Genomic DNA, 14479 nt, shown 5'->3' on the forward strand with positions numbered 1-14479 from the left:
CTTCACGGTTATTCGAAAGACGGGACGTCGCACGGAGTTTTGAGTCAATTCTAGAAAAATAAATATTTCATTAAATCGGTGAGTGGCTGTGGGGTTGCTTGGGGCGTTGTTGCACAAAGGGGCGAGGGATTCACCTCGTGAATCCAATGTAGTAGCCGGAAGGTATGAGCAGACCTCCGAAGACGACCTACAAGACCACCAACTGGCAAAGCTACAATCAGGCGCTGAGGCAGCGCGGATCACTGACCGTTTGGTTCGATCCCTCGATGCATTGGGAAGCCATTCCGTCGGGGCGTCGCGGCCGTCAGCAGGCCTATAGCGACGCTGCGATCCAGGCCTGCCTCACCCTCAAGACACTCCTCGGGCTGCCGCTCCGCCAAGCGACCGGTTTCGTGGCGAGCCTGCTCGAACTGTCCGGGCTCGGCTGGTCCGTGCCGGACTTCAGCACTCTGTCACGTCGCCAGAAGACTTTGAGCGTGACGATCCCGTATCGCGGTTCCAAGGGGCCGCTGCATCTGCTCGTGGACAGCACCGGCATCAAGGTGGAAGGCGAAGGCGAGTGGCACACGCGCAAGCATGGCGGCTCGAAACGAAGGGTCTGGCGCAAGCTCCACCTCGGGATCGATGAGGAAACGCTGGAGATCCGGGCGGTCGAGGTCACCTCCAGCAATGTCGGCGACGCGCCGATGCTGCCGGACCTGCTTGCCCAGCTGCCCCCGGATCAGGAGATCGCCACCGTTACAGCAGACGGTGCCTACGACACGCGCGCCTGCCACGACGCCATCGCTGACCGCGGTGCGGCAGCAATCATTCCGCCCCGCCGCAACGCGAGACCCTGGACGCCGGACACGGCAGGAGCCCGAGCGCGCAACGAGATACTGCGGACGTCAAAGCATCTTGGCCGGGCGCTGTGGCGGAACTGGAGCGGCTACCACCGACGTAGCAGGGTGGAGACGAAAATGAACTGCGTAAAGCTACTCGGACAGAAGCTGATGTCCCGCGACTTCGACCGCCAGGTTGCCGAAGTTCAGCTCCGTGCGGCGGTGATGAACCGCTTCACTGCCCTCGGCATCCCGGTCACCGTGGCCCTGGGATAAGTGTGTCCGGGGAAAGGGGAACTGCGGTAATCATCTGATTTGTGCAACAGCGCCATCGACAGGCAGAACTGGATCGCCGCATCCGAGAAGACTGGCGGGCGTCCGGGGCGGCCCTCATGCGGCGCGTGCCAAGCCATCTCCTTGTCCAGCCAGATCAGCAGAGACCCGCGCTTCGTCAGCGCAGCGTTGTAGGCGGACCAGTTCGTCGTGCGGTAGCGGGCGGGCTTGGGCTCGGGCTTGCTCATGACGCCCGTCTAACCGCTTGGATTCGTGATGTGAATCTTTCACGATGAGATTTCTGCAACAACGCCCCTGTCGATCAAGGTGCTATTCAAGCTGCCGCTCAGGCAGACTGCCGGGATGGTCGCAAGCCTCCTGCGCCTCGCCGGGCTGGACTGGCCCGTTCCAGACTTCTCCACGCTGTGCCGCCGACAGAAGACTCTTAAGGTGCAGATCCCCTATCGCCGTGCCGGTGGGCCGCTGAACCTGCTGGTGGACAGCACCGGCATCAAGTTCCTCGGCGATGGCGAATGGCAGGCCCGGAAGCACGGTTTGCAAGGCCGTCGCCAATGGCGCAAGGTCCATCTGGCCATGGACACCGCCACTTCCGACATCCGCGCGGTCGAGTTTACCCCCAGCCGGGAAGGCGACAGCCCCGTCCTGCCAGACCTGCTGGACCAGATCCCGGACGACGAAGACATCGGCACCGTGACCGCAGACGGCGCCTACGACACCCGCCGCTGCCATAGCGCCATCATCGCACGCGGTGGCACTGCGATCATCCCGATCCGCAAGAACGGTCGGCCATGGAAAGGCGACTGCCCAGCTGCCCGGGCGCGCAACGAAACCCTGCGCGCCACACGTCACTATAGCAGGGCGTTCTGGAAGCGGTGGACCGGATACCATATCCGCAGCCGCGCCGAGGCCAGGATGCGATGCCTGAAGGCCTTCGGCGAGCGCATCGCCGCCAGAGACCCCGACCGCCAGACTGCCGAATTCCACATCCGCGTCGCCCTCATGAACCGCTTCAACGCCCTCGGCACAGCCGAGATCGTCCGCGTGACCTGAACCTGACGGGGAAAGGGCCCCCCACGCCTCAGGACGCCGTTCTGCAACAACGCCCCCCTTGCGCATACTTATGCTTCCGTTTGCGCATTCATCTGCTTTCTCTGACTCTCGCCTCGCCAAAGCGATCGGCCTCTCAGTCCAGTGGCGTCAACAAGCGCAGGTTGCGCGCCGTCTAAGCGGACCCATCCGAGATCTTATGGCCGGTCCGAGCGCCTCACTGGACCGGCTGCCTGGAGGAATGACTAAAAAGCCGAGTGAAGGTGGGATGCATCCCAGCCCTTCGAAATAGACCTTGGCTGCCCCATGTGTCCTCTTCATCCGAATATTGACCCCGATCGATCCGAGACGGGGGCGATATCAACATATGGAGAAGGCGCCCAGCGGGCGCCCTATATCTTGTTCGATGCTTAGCTTCGCGGGACCCTTGCCCCGATTTTGAGACAACTTTGCTCCGATTTACACACTCAGTGCGTCCAGGCGCTCCGGCGATCCACCGCGAAATTTTCGGCATAGCCGCGGGCGCGCAGGTTGGGCTTGCGCTTGTTGGGCTCGTTCACCTGCGCCTCGATGCCGTGCTCGGCGGCATAGGCGAGGGCCGCCTCCTTGCTGTCGAACTTCAGACGGACCTGGCTCTGGGTGTCAGACGAGGAGGTCCAGCCCATCAGCGGGTCGACCTCGCGCGGGGAGGCGGGGAAGAATTCGAGAATCCAGTCCCTGGTCTTGGCTTGTCCCGACGACATTGCCGTCCGAGACGGCTGGTAAATCCGTGCACGCATGGAATCCCTCCTGACATTCATTGGCGTTATCGAGAATTTATAGTGCCGGGGCAAGAGATCGCGGCGCGGCGGTGCGGCAAATCTTCCCGAACCCTTGCGTCTTGCCCGCAGAAAAGGAACATTCCGTGAAAATGCCATGCGCCCGCGAGCGAGTCCCCCCAGCCAACCGAGCCCGAAACCCCTTGAAATTGCCGTTCGGCGCGACACGTCTTGCAGGCGCCTGGAGATGACCACATGCCCTATGCCCATTCCGACAAGTCGATGCCCATGATGCACGCCCCCGCGCCGGATGTCCGGACGCGGGAGAAGCTCGAGGGCGGCATCAGCTTCCGCATGCAGACCGAGTTCTCGCCGGCGGGCGACCAGCCGACGGCGATCGCCGAACTTGCGCAGGGGGTGCGCGATGGCGAACGCAGCCAAGTGTTGCTTGGAGCGACGGGCACCGGCAAGACCTTCACCATGGCCAAGATCATCGAGGAGACCCAGCGCCCGGCGATCATCCTCGCGCCCAACAAGACGCTGGCGGCGCAGCTCTATGGCGAGTTCAAGGGGTTCTTCCCGGACAACGCGGTCGAGTATTTCGTGTCTTACTACGACTACTACCAGCCCGAGGCCTACGTGGCCCGCTCGGACACCTACATCGAGAAGGAAAGCCAGATCAACGAGCAGATCGACCGGATGCGCCACTCGGCCACCCGGGCGCTGCTCGAGCGCGATGACGTGATCATCGTCGCCTCGGTCTCCTGCATCTACGGCATCGGCTCGGTCGAGACCTACGGCGCGATGACCCAGGACTTGCACGCGGGCAGCGAGTACGACCAGCGCAAGATCATCGCCGATCTGGTGGCGCAGCAATATCGGCGCAACGATGCGGGCTTCTCTCGCGGGGCCTTCCGGGTGAGGGGGGACAGCCTCGAGATCTGGCCCGCCCACCTTGAAGACCGGGCGTGGAAGCTCTCGTTCTTCGGCGAGGAGCTGGAGAGTATTACCGAGTTCGACCCGCTCACCGGCGAGAAGACCGGCAGCTTCGATCGCATACGCGTCTATGCAAATTCGCACTACGTGACGCCGAAGCCGACGATGCAGCAGGCGGTTATCCAGATCAAGAAGGAGCTGCGCCAGCGGCTCGACCAGCTTGTCGCAGAGGGCAAGCTCCTGGAGGCACAGCGGCTCGAGCAGCGCACCAACTTCGACATCGAGATGCTCGAGGCCACAGGGGTCTGCAACGGCATCGAGAACTACTCGCGCTACCTGACGGGCCGCGCGCCGGGCGAGCCGCCGCCCACGCTGTTTGAGTTCATCCCCGACCACGCCATCGTCTTCGCCGACGAGAGCCACGTCTCGGTTCCGCAGATCGGCGCGATGTACAAGGGCGACTACCGGCGCAAGTTCACCCTTGCCGAGCACGGCTTCCGGCTGCCGTCCTGCATGGACAACCGACCCCTCAAGTTCGAGGAATGGGACGCCATGCGGCCGCAGTCGGTCTTCGTCTCGGCGACCCCTGCGAACTGGGAGCTTGAGCAGGCGGGCGGCGTCTTTGCCGAGCAGGTGATCCGCCCGACGGGACTTCTCGATCCGCAGGTCGAGATCCGCCCGGTGAAGATGCAGGTGGACGATCTGCTCGACGAGATCCGCAAGGTGACGGCAGATGGCTACCGGACACTCTGCACCGTGCTGACCAAGCGCATGGCCGAGGATCTGACCGAGTACCTGCATGAGCAGGGCATCAAGGTGCGCTACATGCACTCGGATATCGACACCATCGAGCGGATCGAGATCTTGCGCGACCTGCGGCTTGGCGCCTTCGACGTGCTGATCGGCATCAACCTGCTGCGCGAGGGCCTCGACATCCCCGAATGCGGGCTCGTGGCAATTCTCGATGCCGACAAGGAAGGCTTCCTGCGCTCCGAAACCTCGCTGATCCAGACCATCGGCCGTGCCGCGCGGAATGCCGACGGCCGGGTGATCATGTATGCCGACCGCGTCACCGGCTCGATGGAGCGGGCGCTGGCCGAAACCGAGCGCCGCCGCGAGAAGCAGATGGCCTACAACGAAGAACACGGCATCACCCCGGCGACGGTCAAGAAGAACGTCGACGACATCCTTGCCGGTCTCTATCAGGGCGACGTCGACATGAACCGCGTGACCGCGTCGATCGACGCCAAGCAGCAGGGCTCGAACCTCGAGGCGGTGCTGGAGGGGCTGCGCGCCGACATGCGCAAGGCGGCGGAGAACCTCGAGTTCGAAGAGGCCGCGCGCCTGCGCGACGAGGTCAAGCGGCTCGAGGCTGTCGATCTGGCGATCCACGACGACCCGCTCGCGCGGCAATCGGCGGTCGAGGCGGCGTCGGAGGCTGCGGTGAAATCGAAGGGGCGCTCGACGGCCGGCCGTCCAGGCCAGCGCGGCGGCAACGTCAAGCGTCGGAAGCGCTAGGCCATCCATCCCCCGGCATGAAAAAGCCCCTCTCCACGGTGGGTGGAGAGGGGCTTTCGTTTTCACCGTGTGACCGCGTGAGCGATCAGCCGTCGTTCTTCTCGTCCGGCGGGGTCACATCGATGTCGGGCAGGGTGACCTCGGCTTCCTTGGTGTCGACCTCGACATCGACATCCGGGACGGTGACTTTCTCGGTCTTGGTGCCAACCTCGACCGAGCCGACCTCGGCATCGACCTCGGGCATCTCGCCGCCGTCAACCGAGACGTCAACGTCGGGCAGGCTGCCCTCTTTCGTGACATCAAAATCGATCATGTATGCGCCAACGCCGATCACGACAGCGGCGGCGGCAACGAGGGCAACGATGGATCCGGTACGCATGTTCAGTTCCCTTCCGGTTTGATCCGGCGCTTTGGGCGCCGTGGTGTTTCGGTAAAGGAACCGTGAGGGCGGCTTGATGGTTCCAGAAATATTCTTCGGAACCAATGTGTTGTTCGGAGCGTTTTGACGGATTTTCCGATTAGCCGCAGAACACCCGAAGGATCTGTCCGGCGCTGTCAGTCTCGATGTTCATCCGGTCTGCGCGGTAGTCCATGGTCATCGCCTGACCGGGTCCGACAATACGCAGCTTGGCGCCGGGGGTGAGTTCGAGGTCGCCGACGGCGTGGCCGATCTGGCTCTGATAGGCCGCGGCACCGCAGCTGTCTTCACCACTGGAGGCGGCGCTCTCGGTTTCGCTGCAGCCGGCAACGCCCGCGCAGAGTCCGAGCGCGATCCCAATCCGTCCCAACATCGTCTGTCTCCTTGCTTTCCCTACGCCGACAGGTAGGTCACGGCAACGTGCAGTCCAGCACCGATCGGCCGCAAAAGTCGCTCTCGACCGGCGCGGCGTTCGCAGCTAGGCTTTTCCGCATGCACCGGTTTTTGCTCATATCCTGTCTCGCCCTGGCGGCCTGCGGCACGCCCTATGAGCGCTGCAACCGCGAGGCGGCGCGGTTCTATGCCGATGCGCTGCAGGAGCAGAGCCGCATCTCGCGAGATCTGGCGCGCGGCTTCACCTATGTGACCGAATGGGAGACCCGCCGGCGCTGGCAACTCTGTGGGATCTATTACGAGCACCCGCATTATTGCTGGCGGACGGAGTCTGAGCCGGTGACACGTCGCGTTCCGGTGCGTCCCTACGAGTTGCACCGTCGGCTCGACGAGATCGGGGCGGCGCTGCCACAGCTCGGACGCGATGCGGCGGCCGGGCAGGCCGAGTGCCGTCGGCGGTTCCCGGCGGAGGTCGCAGCCCAAACTCCTCCGCAGGGGTAGATCCGGCCCCGCGGGGCCGGATGCGGTCTCGAAGTGGGTTGTCGCTCAGGCCGCACGCTTGCGCAGTTCCGGGTGCTGCTTCAGCACCATCCCGAAGGCGACCAGCGCCACGCCCGTCGAGAGCAGTTCGACCGAAAGAAGCACGCCCAGCACCACCGCCGCCGAGGACGGAAAATTGGTGAAGATCATGAGTGCCAGGATCACCGAGATCGCGCCGCTGATCAGCAGCGCCAGCTTGTAGCGCCCCTCTGCGACCGAAAAGCCGTAGATCACCTTGGCGACGCCGCCGACGAGGAACATGATCGCCGCGACAAGCGTCAGCGAGATCAGGCCTTCGAGCGGGTTGGCCAGGAAGCTGATGCCCAGCCAGAGGTAGATGATCGTCAGCAGAATGGCGAGCAGGCGCTCCTTCATGCGGGTCACGCGGAAGATGCTGATGGCCTGCACCACGCCGATGATCAGGAAAAACCAGGCGACAATGGTCTGCGCCGCGATCGAGGCGGCGAAGGGGTTAAAAAGCGCGAACAGCCCGCCGAGGATGCTTGCGATACCGAGAATGATCCACATAAGCCAATGCTGCATTTCCAAATTCCCTCAATACACCCGGCACGCGGCCGGTGCCTCGAAGGTGCGCCCCTCCCCGGGGCTCTGTCAATCTCGCGTTAACGTTCGGGAAGTTCGCCGTGCCGGGGGGTGGGTTCGGCGGCAGGCGGCACATCGACGCGCTCGGCCAGAAGCAAGGCGAGCCAGCGGGTCTTGTCGAAGCTGGCCAGCACGATGGCGAGGATCGAGGTCAGCGGCACCGCGAGGATCGCGCCGGGAATGCCCCAAAGCGTCGTCCAGAGCGCCAGAGCGAGCAGCACGACGAACGGGCTGAGATTGAGCTGCCGGCCGATCAGCCGCGGCTCGATGATATTGCCCAGCGTCACCTGCACCGCGGTGAGCGCCGCGCCAAGCCCGACGGTGAGACCGATCGAGCCGAATTGTGCCAGCGAGAGCGCCACCGGGAAGGCGACGGCGAGCAGGGAGCCGAGGTAGGGGATGTAGTTGAGCACGCCGATGACCACCGCCCAGAACAGCGCGAAGTCCACGTTGAAAGCCCAGAGGATCGCATAGGAAATCGTGCCCAGGACGATGTTGATCAGCGTCTTGAAGGCAAGGTAGCGGCTGATCTTCTCGTTGATCGCGCCGACCACGGCGAGCACGCGCGCGCTTTGCTCGGGCGAGCGCAGCCCGGCGGTCAGGCGGCGCTGGAAGGAACGGCGCTCGGCGGTGATGAAAGCGGCGTAGATGATCACCATCAGCACCACCGAGCCAAGGTTGGTGAAACCGCCCAGCACCGCCAGCGAAAAGCGCCGCAGGTCGATCCGCCCGACGGTCTCGGCGGTGACGCGCTCCCAGAGCTCGTCATTCTCGAAATGGAAGTACCCCGCGACCCCGTCGACCATGGCGCGAAGGTTGTCCTCGTAGGTCGGGGCGACCGCCATGATCTCGCGCACGGTGGCCGAGAAGACCGCCGCCAGAACGAAGACCACGGTCGCCGCGAAAGCCAGCAGAAGCAGTCGCAGCGCGCCGAGTGGCAGATACCCAAGCACCGGCAGTCGGCGCAGGGCGCCGGCCACCGACTCCAGCAGATAGACGAGGATCGTCGCCGTGACGATCGGCAGCAGGATGGATCGGCCGAGCACCAGAAGCGTCCCGGCTGCCAGCACGAAGATCGTAGACAGCACGAGCGTCTGGAACGGCGTATCCCTCATCGGCACCATGTCATCCTCCGGGCGGGTGTCGCCGGAGTGGGGACGATGCGGGCGGGGAAGTCAACGCGGACAGGCTCAGAGCTGCCCGCCGATCGGTAACAGACCCGTCAGCCAGGCCGTGGTCGCGCGCATCTGCGACAGGATCGGCTCGGAACGGTAGAGCCGCCAGCGGTTGCCCGCGTCATGTTCGAGCCATTGCATCCGGCCGTCCTCGCCCATTTGCACGTGGAATGCGGCCTCGGGCAGCAGCTTCTTGAAATTCACCGCGGCCTGCGTGGCGAGGGCAGGGGAGTCCACGAGGATCCCCATCTCGGAATTGATCCGCACAGAGCGCGGGTCCCAGTTGAATGAGCCGATGAAGAGCAACTTGCGGTCCAGAACGAAGGCCTTGGCGTGTAGCGCCGAGCGTGACAGGCCGAGCCCCGACAACGTACGGTCCGGCCGCTCCTTCTCGGCCCGCAGCTCCCAAAGGTCGACGCCCGCCTCAAGCAGGTCGCGGCGCGAGTGGGCATAATGCGCGTAGACCGCCGGCACATCGGTGGCGTCGAGCGAATTGGTCATCACGGTCACATCGACTCCGCGCTCCTCGAGAGCGCGGAGCAGCGCCGTGCCGCTGTCGCGAGGCACGAAATAGGCCGAGACAACGAGGAACTCGCTTTCAAGCGCGGTCACGTAGGGCAGCATCGAGGCGGCAAAGGTCTCGGAGGCAGGCAGCTCGCCCGCAGCCTTCTCCGGCGGATCCGCGAGCAGCGTCGCCCGCGCGGCGGTGAGCTGCAGCGGCTGGCGCTTCAGCGACGCGATGTGATCGAGCAGCGCGCCGCCGTAGGGGGTCAGCGCGATCCGCTGCCTGTGCTGCGCCAGCGCGGTGCGCACCGCTTCGAGGTCGGCCCCGTCTTCTTTTGGCGTGATCACCTGCGATGCCGGGACGGCGTAGCGGCTGTTCCAGTAGCTGTCGAAGGTGCGCCCAACGTCGTCCACCACGGGGCCGGCGGCCAGCAGGTCCAGATCGTCGTAGTTCGATTCCTCGCGCGCCGAGAAATATTCGTCGCCAATGTTGCGCCCGCCGACGATGGTCACCCGGCCGTCGAAGGTCATCGACTTGTTGTGCATGCGACGGTTGATCCGGCGGAATTCGAGCAGCGCCGAAAGCGCCTTGCCATGCGAGCGGGCGAAGGGATTGAACAGCCGTATCTCGATGTTTGGGTGCGTTTCGAGCGCATGGGTGGCCTCGTCGTAGCCGCGGGTGTCCATGTCGTCGAGCAGCAGCCGCACCCGCACGCCGCGGTCCGCAGCGCGCAGCAGCGCATCTGTAAAGAGCCGGCCCGCCTCGTCGTTGTGCAGCAGGTAATATTGGGCGTCGATGCTGGTCACCGCCTGCTCGGCAAGGCCCAGCCGCAGCGCCAGCGCGTCGATGCCATTGCTGATGATATGCACGCCGGACGTGCCGTCGGTGCGGCCCTGCCACATGCGGGTGATCTGCGAGAGCGGGGCAGAGGCCGGTGCCGTCAGCGCGGCGCTCGTGGTGCGCGGACCCTCGGGGAGCTGGCTGCTGCAACTCGCCAGAAAGACGCAAAGGAAGAAGGCGCTAAGGAACCGGAACATTGTGGCCTCGGATCTTGGGCTCGGAGGATCAGCCTCGCCGAGCTTGGCCATTTCCGCAAGCAGGGCGGCTGACGTAAGGTCCGGAGCGCGGTTTTTGCGCCGCAGGGCACCGGGGCCGAAACGCCTGACGCCGGTGTAGTGTGGTCACAGGGCGTGCTGCATTTCGGGGAGTTGTGTTTTTCGTTAGGCAGATTTCCTGCCTCCCGCTACGGCTTGTTCGAACCACTGTTGGGAATGGTGACATGGTGTTTTCAAGAGTCCTGGCGGGGGCATGCGCCCTTTCTGTCCTCGCGGCATGCGAGCCTACGACAGCGCAATTGGTCACGCAGGGCAAGCCGATCGATATCGTCTATCCCGTCACGTCAGGCGTGACCGCGGCGCGGCTGCAGAACGATACGACCGATTGCCAGATCGAAGCGGCTCAGAGGGTGCCGCCACAAATCCTGACGACCACCACGCCGACCCGCTCGAGCCCGACCGAGACCCAATGCGTGACCAAGGGCAACACCGTCACCTGCACGACCACCGGCGGCGAGATCTATGGCGGGGAAACCTATTCCTACGACGCCAACGAGAGTCTGCGCGCCAGGGCGGAGGCGCAGTGCCTCTCGGGCAGGGGCTACAAGTTGGCGACGATCCCGAAATGCCCGGCAGCTTATGCGACCCGGCCCGTGCTGTCGCAATTCTACCCGCTGTCGGCGGCGACCTGCTATCTGCCGGGCGCCGGGGGCAGCTACGCGGTGACCGAGATGTTGCGCTGACCCAGGGCCGAAGCGCGGGCGCGCCGGGCGGTGCGCGCGCCGGCACTTGGTCCATGACCTTCCAAGACGCACCGGTCAGCCAAGCCTACCCTTTTGCGCGGCATTGCACTTCTCGCATGTGGGGCGCTCCGGGACTCCTGACCAAACCGCGCGCAAGCGCTTGTCTCGGGAGCTCCGATCATGTCGATCGGGGGACTGTCGGACGAGGCTGCAGCGGTGCAACGATGCCCCCCACCAATCGGGCCGCGCCTGGCGTTCCTTTCGGAGCGCAAGGCGCTGCCTTCTGTTTTTTTTTGCGCGACGGCAACTGCGCATCACGGACATGCGTGCTAGCCGCAGCGCACGGCAGCAAAGTTCTGCATAGTGGGCCCTCGCCTGTCGGGCGTCCAAGGTCCAGTCAGGGTCGAAATTGCTTTGAGGCTAGGTCAGGAGTGCTTGGCACGGTCGACTGGCAAGATTCATAAATCCGTAGCTTCGGGTCGCTTTCGCTCGGCATTCGACAGATCCCGCGCCGCTGGGCGCGCCGCAAGCGGGCAATTGCTTGCCGACGGCGGCGACCCGGAGCGCGCGCGGGCGCTGGTCAGCGACATCTTTGTCGCACATTGCGAGCGCGGGATCGAAGGGGCGGCCAGCCGTCCAATCACCATTCGCTATTGCCGACTGGACAGCGTCGCGCTGTGCGCGGCGCAGGCGCTCTACACCTCGTTGCTCTGGAGCTACCCGAGGGTTTGTTCGGCGGCCATTCGTGACGGGGCGATCTCCTCCGCCTGCCCAAAGTCCGTACGCCGTCCCAAAGACTTCGCGAAAACACCGGACTGGAGGAGCTCCAAGTGACCGAGTTCAGTGGAAAGGTGGCTATTGCCACCGGCGCATCGACCTTGTTGGGGCAGGGCATCGTGCGCGCCTTCGCGGCAGCGGGTGCAAAGCTGGTGATGGCGGCTGTGCGGCGATGGGCCCGGAGGCAATGGTGGATGTCGTTGCCAAGTTGATGTCATGACCCGCCTCCGATCCGGCGGGTTCCTGGCTCTGGAGTTTGATCCGCGCGATCTGCGCTCCGCCTTCTGCAGGTTCGCGACCGTTTCACCGTTGTGACCGCGCGCTCGGGCGGTTCGTCCGCGGCAAGACCGGGCGGGTCGGTGGCGCAGGCGAAGAGCACGCCGCCGGGTTCGCTGAAATAGATCGCCTTGACATGCTGCCGGTCAATCACCGCGGTCACGTCGCAGCCCGCGCTGGCGAGGCGACCGTGCCATTCGAGCTAAACCGCGTCGCTCTCGGCGCGGAAGGATGGGACTGCCCGCGTCGAGGCTTCGCTTCGGGCAGCGAGCCGCGGCGAAGCTCGACAGGGGGACACATACACCTGGAGTTCCGAATGAGGCGCGATCTTGCGCGATGCCAGCTCTCCGGGAGAGAAGACCGCGCTAGCGTCCGATGAACCGCGCCGGGCTGCTGCCGGTGATGCGCCGAAACATGGCGATGAAGGCCGAGGCCGTGCCGTAGCCAAGGTCGAGCGCCACACTTTCGACGCTGGCCCCGTCCTGCAGAAGCGAGATGCCGCGGACCACGCGCACGCGCTGGCGCCATTCGCTGAGAGACATGCCGAGTTCCTGTGTGCAGCGGCGCACCAGCGTCCGCTCGCTCATCCCGAAAGCCCGGGCCAGCTCGGCGGTGCTGCGCGGATCGGCCGGCGCGTCGCGCAATGCCTCCAGCACGGGGGCGAGCCGCGCATCGGTGGTCTCCGGGACAAAGCTGTCGGCCATGGAACAGGCCGCGATCTCGTCGACCATGACGCGCAGCAGGCGCGACTGCGCCTCGGTATTGGTGAACCTCGTTTCCGTGAGGCTGTCGAGGATGGCGCGCAAGAGCGGCGTCACCAGGAGCGAGCAGGTGCGCTGCGGCATGGGCGCGCAGAGGTCCTCGCTGATATAGGCCGAGAAATGCACCGCGGCGCGTCGATTGAAGCCGACATGCTCCACGCGGGGCGGGATCCAGAAGCCCATGTGCGGCGGTGCCAGCAGGTGCTCGCCCGCGAGACGAAGCTCGGTAATCCCGCTGAAGGAATAGACGAATTCCCCCCACGGGTGCTGCATCACCGGATAGGTGGCATTGTCGGGCATGCTCTCGAGCCGGAAGTAGATCGGAGCGGGCAGCTGATCGTGAAATGGCGGATGGCGCAGGTGAGGCGGGCTCTGGGCGGGTGTCATGGCTGGCGGTCTGTCACGATCGTTTGGCGTATCCGAGCTATATATATGCCATCCGCCAGAGTAGATAGGGGTCATGATTTGCCTGCCCAGGTGCCCCCATGAATCGTTCCATTGATACCACCGCTTTCGCCGTGATGGTCCTGCTGTGCCTGATCTGGGGCCTGCAGCAGAGTGCCATGAAGATTGTCGCCGGCTCGGTCGATCCGATGCTGCAGATCGGCCTGCGCTCGGGTTTGGCCGCGGTGATCGTCCTGGGGCTGAGCCGGGTGTTCCTGCGCGACCGCTGGCATCGCGGGCTGTTCCTCGGGCCGGGCCTGCTTGTGGGGGTGCTTTTTGCGCTCGAGTTCCTGCTGGTTGCCGAGGGGCTGCGCTGGACCACCGCCTCGCATATGGCAGTCTTTCTCTATACCGCGCCGATCTTTGCTGCGATCGGTCTGCATGTGGCGCAGCCGGACGAGCGCATGGCGGCGGTGCAATGGGTCGGTGTGGCGATCACCTTCTTCGGTGTCGCCGCGATCTTCGTGCTGCCTGAGTTGCGCAGGCCGGGCACGGCACCAAGCGCCGGGATGCTGCTCGGCGACCTGCTGGGTCTGGGGGCGGGCCTGTGCTGGGGGATGACCACCGTGGTGATCCGCACCACCCGCATCTCCGAGGCGCCGCCAGCTCAGACGCTCTTCTACCAGTTGGCCATCGCCGGCGCGGCGGCGCTCGGCTTTTGCGCGCTGACCGGGCGGCTGTCGTTCGAGCCCACGCCACCGGTGCTGGCCAGCCTGTCTTTTCAGACGCTGATCGTCTGCAGCCTCAGCTTCCTCGTCTGGTTCCGCATGCTGCAGATCTACCGCTCGTCGCGGCTCGGGGTGCTGAGCTTCATGACCCCGGTTTTCGGTGTGGCCAGCGGGGGGCTGCTGCTCGGCGAGGCGCTGAGCTCCGAATTCCTTCTGGGAGGGGCGCTCGTGCTGGCGGGGATGATCATCGTTCAATCGCACGAGTGGATCACCGCCCGCCGCGCGGCGCGGGCCGGGCAGGGGCCGCTCTGCGGGCAGACCTGAGGCGCGAGCAGGCACCTGCGCCCTCGACGCGCTCGAGCCGGCCCGGGACGAGGTCGCAGGCGTCGGCGGCAATCGCCAGCCCCAGCTGGTCGAGCCGCTCTCGGGTTCGCGTCGCCCCGACGTCGGAGGTATCCGGCCACTCCCGCCCCGCCGGCTCTGGGCTTGAGCGACCCGAGGCAGGAAAAGCGCTGACCAGTTTCGCCGAGCCGTCCGCGATTTGACACTGGCCCGATCTCCGCTCGGGAAGGGGAACGGTGCGGCGGAGCCATGTCAGGGAGGGGCAGCGGCAACGCGGGCCGCCTCGCTGCGCAGCCCACAAGTGTGCGAAAATATGCACAAAAATGAGCGCTCCGCGCGGAAACCTCTGAGACGTTCCTGAGAAGCTTTGCGGATCGAGAGAACCATGGCTTGCGCGACGTCAAT

14 protein-coding genes and 2 pseudogenes are annotated in these 14479 nt (G+C 65.0%); 8 read left to right on the top strand and 8 right to left on the bottom strand.

Translation table 11 applies throughout. From position 1 onward, the window contains the following. The first annotated feature begins 164 nt into the window (after positions 1 to 164). Complete coding sequence (locus CEW88_RS16175; RefSeq protein ID WP_108968864.1) at positions 165 to 1097, top strand: IS5 family transposase; 933 nt, start codon at positions 165 to 167, stop codon at positions 1095 to 1097. Between the two features lie 44 nt (positions 1098 to 1141). Here CEW88_RS16175 and CEW88_RS16180 read toward each other — a convergent pair. Next, positions 1142 to 1342 (bottom strand): annotated as a pseudogene (locus CEW88_RS16180) (transposase); the annotation flags it as partial. Positions 1343 to 1403: 61 nt separating this feature from the next. On the opposite strand from CEW88_RS16180, the pseudogene CEW88_RS16185 reads away from it, so the two are divergent. Then, positions 1404 to 2165: pseudogene (locus CEW88_RS16185) on the top strand (IS5 family transposase); the annotation flags it as partial. Between the two features lie 464 nt (positions 2166 to 2629). On the opposite strand, the gene CEW88_RS16190 reads toward CEW88_RS16185, so the two are convergent. Continuing rightward, entirely contained in the window at positions 2630 to 2941 is a 312-nt protein-coding gene (locus tag CEW88_RS16190) for an ETC complex I subunit (RefSeq protein ID WP_095881673.1), read from the bottom strand. 234 nt (positions 2942 to 3175) lie between these two features. On the opposite strand from CEW88_RS16190, the gene uvrB reads away from it, so the two are divergent. Further along, positions 3176 to 5374, top strand: a complete 2199-nt coding sequence (gene uvrB, locus CEW88_RS16195) for an excinuclease ABC subunit UvrB (RefSeq protein WP_108968866.1) — start codon at positions 3176 to 3178, stop codon at positions 5372 to 5374. Positions 5375 to 5459: 85 nt separating this feature from the next. Here the strand turns inward: uvrB and CEW88_RS16200 are convergent, their stop codons facing one another. Together CEW88_RS16200 and CEW88_RS16205 are read right to left on the bottom strand one after the other, a co-directional pair. After that, positions 5460 to 5753, bottom strand: coding sequence for a hypothetical protein (locus tag CEW88_RS16200; protein WP_108968868.1), 294 nt, complete (start codon positions 5751 to 5753; stop codon positions 5460 to 5462). A 139-nt stretch (positions 5754 to 5892) separates the two neighbouring features. Then, positions 5893 to 6165 (bottom strand): I78 family peptidase inhibitor, encoded by a 273-nt coding sequence (locus CEW88_RS16205; RefSeq protein ID WP_108968869.1) that lies wholly within the window; start codon positions 6163 to 6165, stop codon positions 5893 to 5895. Positions 6166 to 6284: 119 nt separating this feature from the next. On the opposite strand from CEW88_RS16205, the gene CEW88_RS16210 reads away from it, so the two are divergent. Next, positions 6285 to 6686: an excinuclease ABC subunit B gene (locus tag CEW88_RS16210; RefSeq protein WP_108968871.1), complete on the top strand. Its 402-nt coding sequence runs from the start codon at positions 6285 to 6287 to the stop codon at positions 6684 to 6686. A 45-nt stretch (positions 6687 to 6731) separates the two neighbouring features. On the opposite strand, the gene CEW88_RS16215 is transcribed toward CEW88_RS16210, so the two are convergent. The 3 genes from CEW88_RS16215 to CEW88_RS16225 form a co-directional block, all read right to left on the bottom strand. Continuing rightward, on the bottom strand, positions 6732 to 7268 hold the full coding sequence (locus CEW88_RS16215) for an HdeD family acid-resistance protein (RefSeq protein WP_108968873.1): 537 nt from the start codon (positions 7266 to 7268) through the stop codon (positions 6732 to 6734). An 80-nt stretch (positions 7269 to 7348) separates the two neighbouring features. After that, the gene (locus CEW88_RS16220) at positions 7349 to 8452 is read right to left on the bottom strand and encodes an AI-2E family transporter (RefSeq protein WP_108968875.1); all 1104 of its coding nucleotides are present in this window, start codon (positions 8450 to 8452) and stop codon (positions 7349 to 7351) included. Positions 8453 to 8518: 66 nt separating this feature from the next. Next, positions 8519 to 10045: a phospholipase D family protein gene (locus tag CEW88_RS16225; protein ID WP_159099641.1), complete on the bottom strand. Its 1527-nt coding sequence runs from the start codon at positions 10043 to 10045 to the stop codon at positions 8519 to 8521. Positions 10046 to 10362: 317 nt separating this feature from the next. Between CEW88_RS16225 and CEW88_RS16230 the strand changes: the two genes are divergently transcribed. The 3 genes from CEW88_RS16230 to CEW88_RS24540 all read left to right on the top strand — a co-directional run bounded on the left by CEW88_RS16230 (position 10363) and on the right by CEW88_RS24540 (position 11795). Next, the gene (locus tag CEW88_RS16230; RefSeq protein WP_108968878.1) at positions 10363 to 10806 is read left to right on the top strand and encodes a hypothetical protein; all 444 of its coding nucleotides are present in this window, start codon (positions 10363 to 10365) and stop codon (positions 10804 to 10806) included. 435 nt (positions 10807 to 11241) lie between these two features. Next, positions 11242 to 11640 (top strand): hypothetical protein, encoded by a 399-nt coding sequence (locus CEW88_RS16235; protein ID WP_159099642.1) that lies wholly within the window; start codon positions 11242 to 11244, stop codon positions 11638 to 11640. Continuing rightward, positions 11637 to 11795, top strand: coding sequence for a hypothetical protein (locus tag CEW88_RS24540; protein WP_159099643.1), 159 nt, complete (start codon positions 11637 to 11639; stop codon positions 11793 to 11795). Before CEW88_RS16235 ends, CEW88_RS24540 begins: the two co-directional genes overlap by 4 nt. 429 nt (positions 11796 to 12224) lie before the next feature. Here the strand turns inward: CEW88_RS24540 and CEW88_RS16245 are convergent, their stop codons facing one another. Beyond that, a complete protein-coding gene (locus CEW88_RS16245) occupies positions 12225 to 13007 on the bottom strand; it encodes an AraC family transcriptional regulator (RefSeq protein WP_108968882.1) in 783 nt (260 codons plus the stop codon). A gap of 98 nt (positions 13008 to 13105) precedes the next feature. Here CEW88_RS16245 and CEW88_RS16250 point away from each other — a divergent pair, with 98 nt between their 5' ends. Further along, complete coding sequence (locus tag CEW88_RS16250; protein WP_108968883.1) at positions 13106 to 14056, top strand: DMT family transporter; 951 nt, start codon at positions 13106 to 13108, stop codon at positions 14054 to 14056. The last annotated feature ends 423 nt before the right edge of the window (positions 14057 to 14479 follow it).

The sequence above is a fragment of the Alloyangia pacifica genome (genome assembly GCF_003111685.1).
GTDB classification, from domain to species: Bacteria; Pseudomonadota; Alphaproteobacteria; order Rhodobacterales; family Rhodobacteraceae; genus Salipiger; species Salipiger pacificus_A.

Bases quoted from the DNA above. Each gene is read 5' to 3' on its own strand.
- CEW88_RS16200 (WP_108968868.1), bottom strand. From the start codon at position 5,753: ATGCGTACCGGATCCATCGTTGCCCTCGTTGCCGCCGCCGCTGTCGTG.
- CEW88_RS16215 (WP_108968873.1), bottom strand. From the start codon at position 7,268: ATGCAGCATTGGCTTATGTGGATCATTCTCGGTATCGCAAGCATCCTC.
- CEW88_RS16250 (WP_108968883.1), top strand. From the start codon at position 13,106: ATGAATCGTTCCATTGATACCACCGCTTTCGCCGTGATGGTCCTGCTG.
- CEW88_RS16245 (WP_108968882.1), bottom strand. From the start codon at position 13,007: ATGACACCCGCCCAGAGCCCGCCTCACCTGCGCCATCCGCCATTTCAC.
- CEW88_RS16175 (WP_108968864.1), top strand. From the start codon at position 165: ATGAGCAGACCTCCGAAGACGACCTACAAGACCACCAACTGGCAAAGC.
- CEW88_RS16190 (WP_095881673.1), bottom strand. From the start codon at position 2,941: ATGCGTGCACGGATTTACCAGCCGTCTCGGACGGCAATGTCGTCGGGA.
- CEW88_RS16210 (WP_108968871.1), top strand. From the start codon at position 6,285: ATGCACCGGTTTTTGCTCATATCCTGTCTCGCCCTGGCGGCCTGCGGC.
- CEW88_RS16225 (WP_159099641.1), bottom strand. From the start codon at position 10,045: ATGTTCCGGTTCCTTAGCGCCTTCTTCCTTTGCGTCTTTCTGGCGAGT.
- CEW88_RS16220 (WP_108968875.1), bottom strand. From the start codon at position 8,452: ATGGTGCCGATGAGGGATACGCCGTTCCAGACGCTCGTGCTGTCTACG.
- CEW88_RS16205 (WP_108968869.1), bottom strand. From the start codon at position 6,165: ATGTTGGGACGGATTGGGATCGCGCTCGGACTCTGCGCGGGCGTTGCC.
- uvrB (WP_108968866.1), top strand. From the start codon at position 3,176: ATGCCCTATGCCCATTCCGACAAGTCGATGCCCATGATGCACGCCCCC.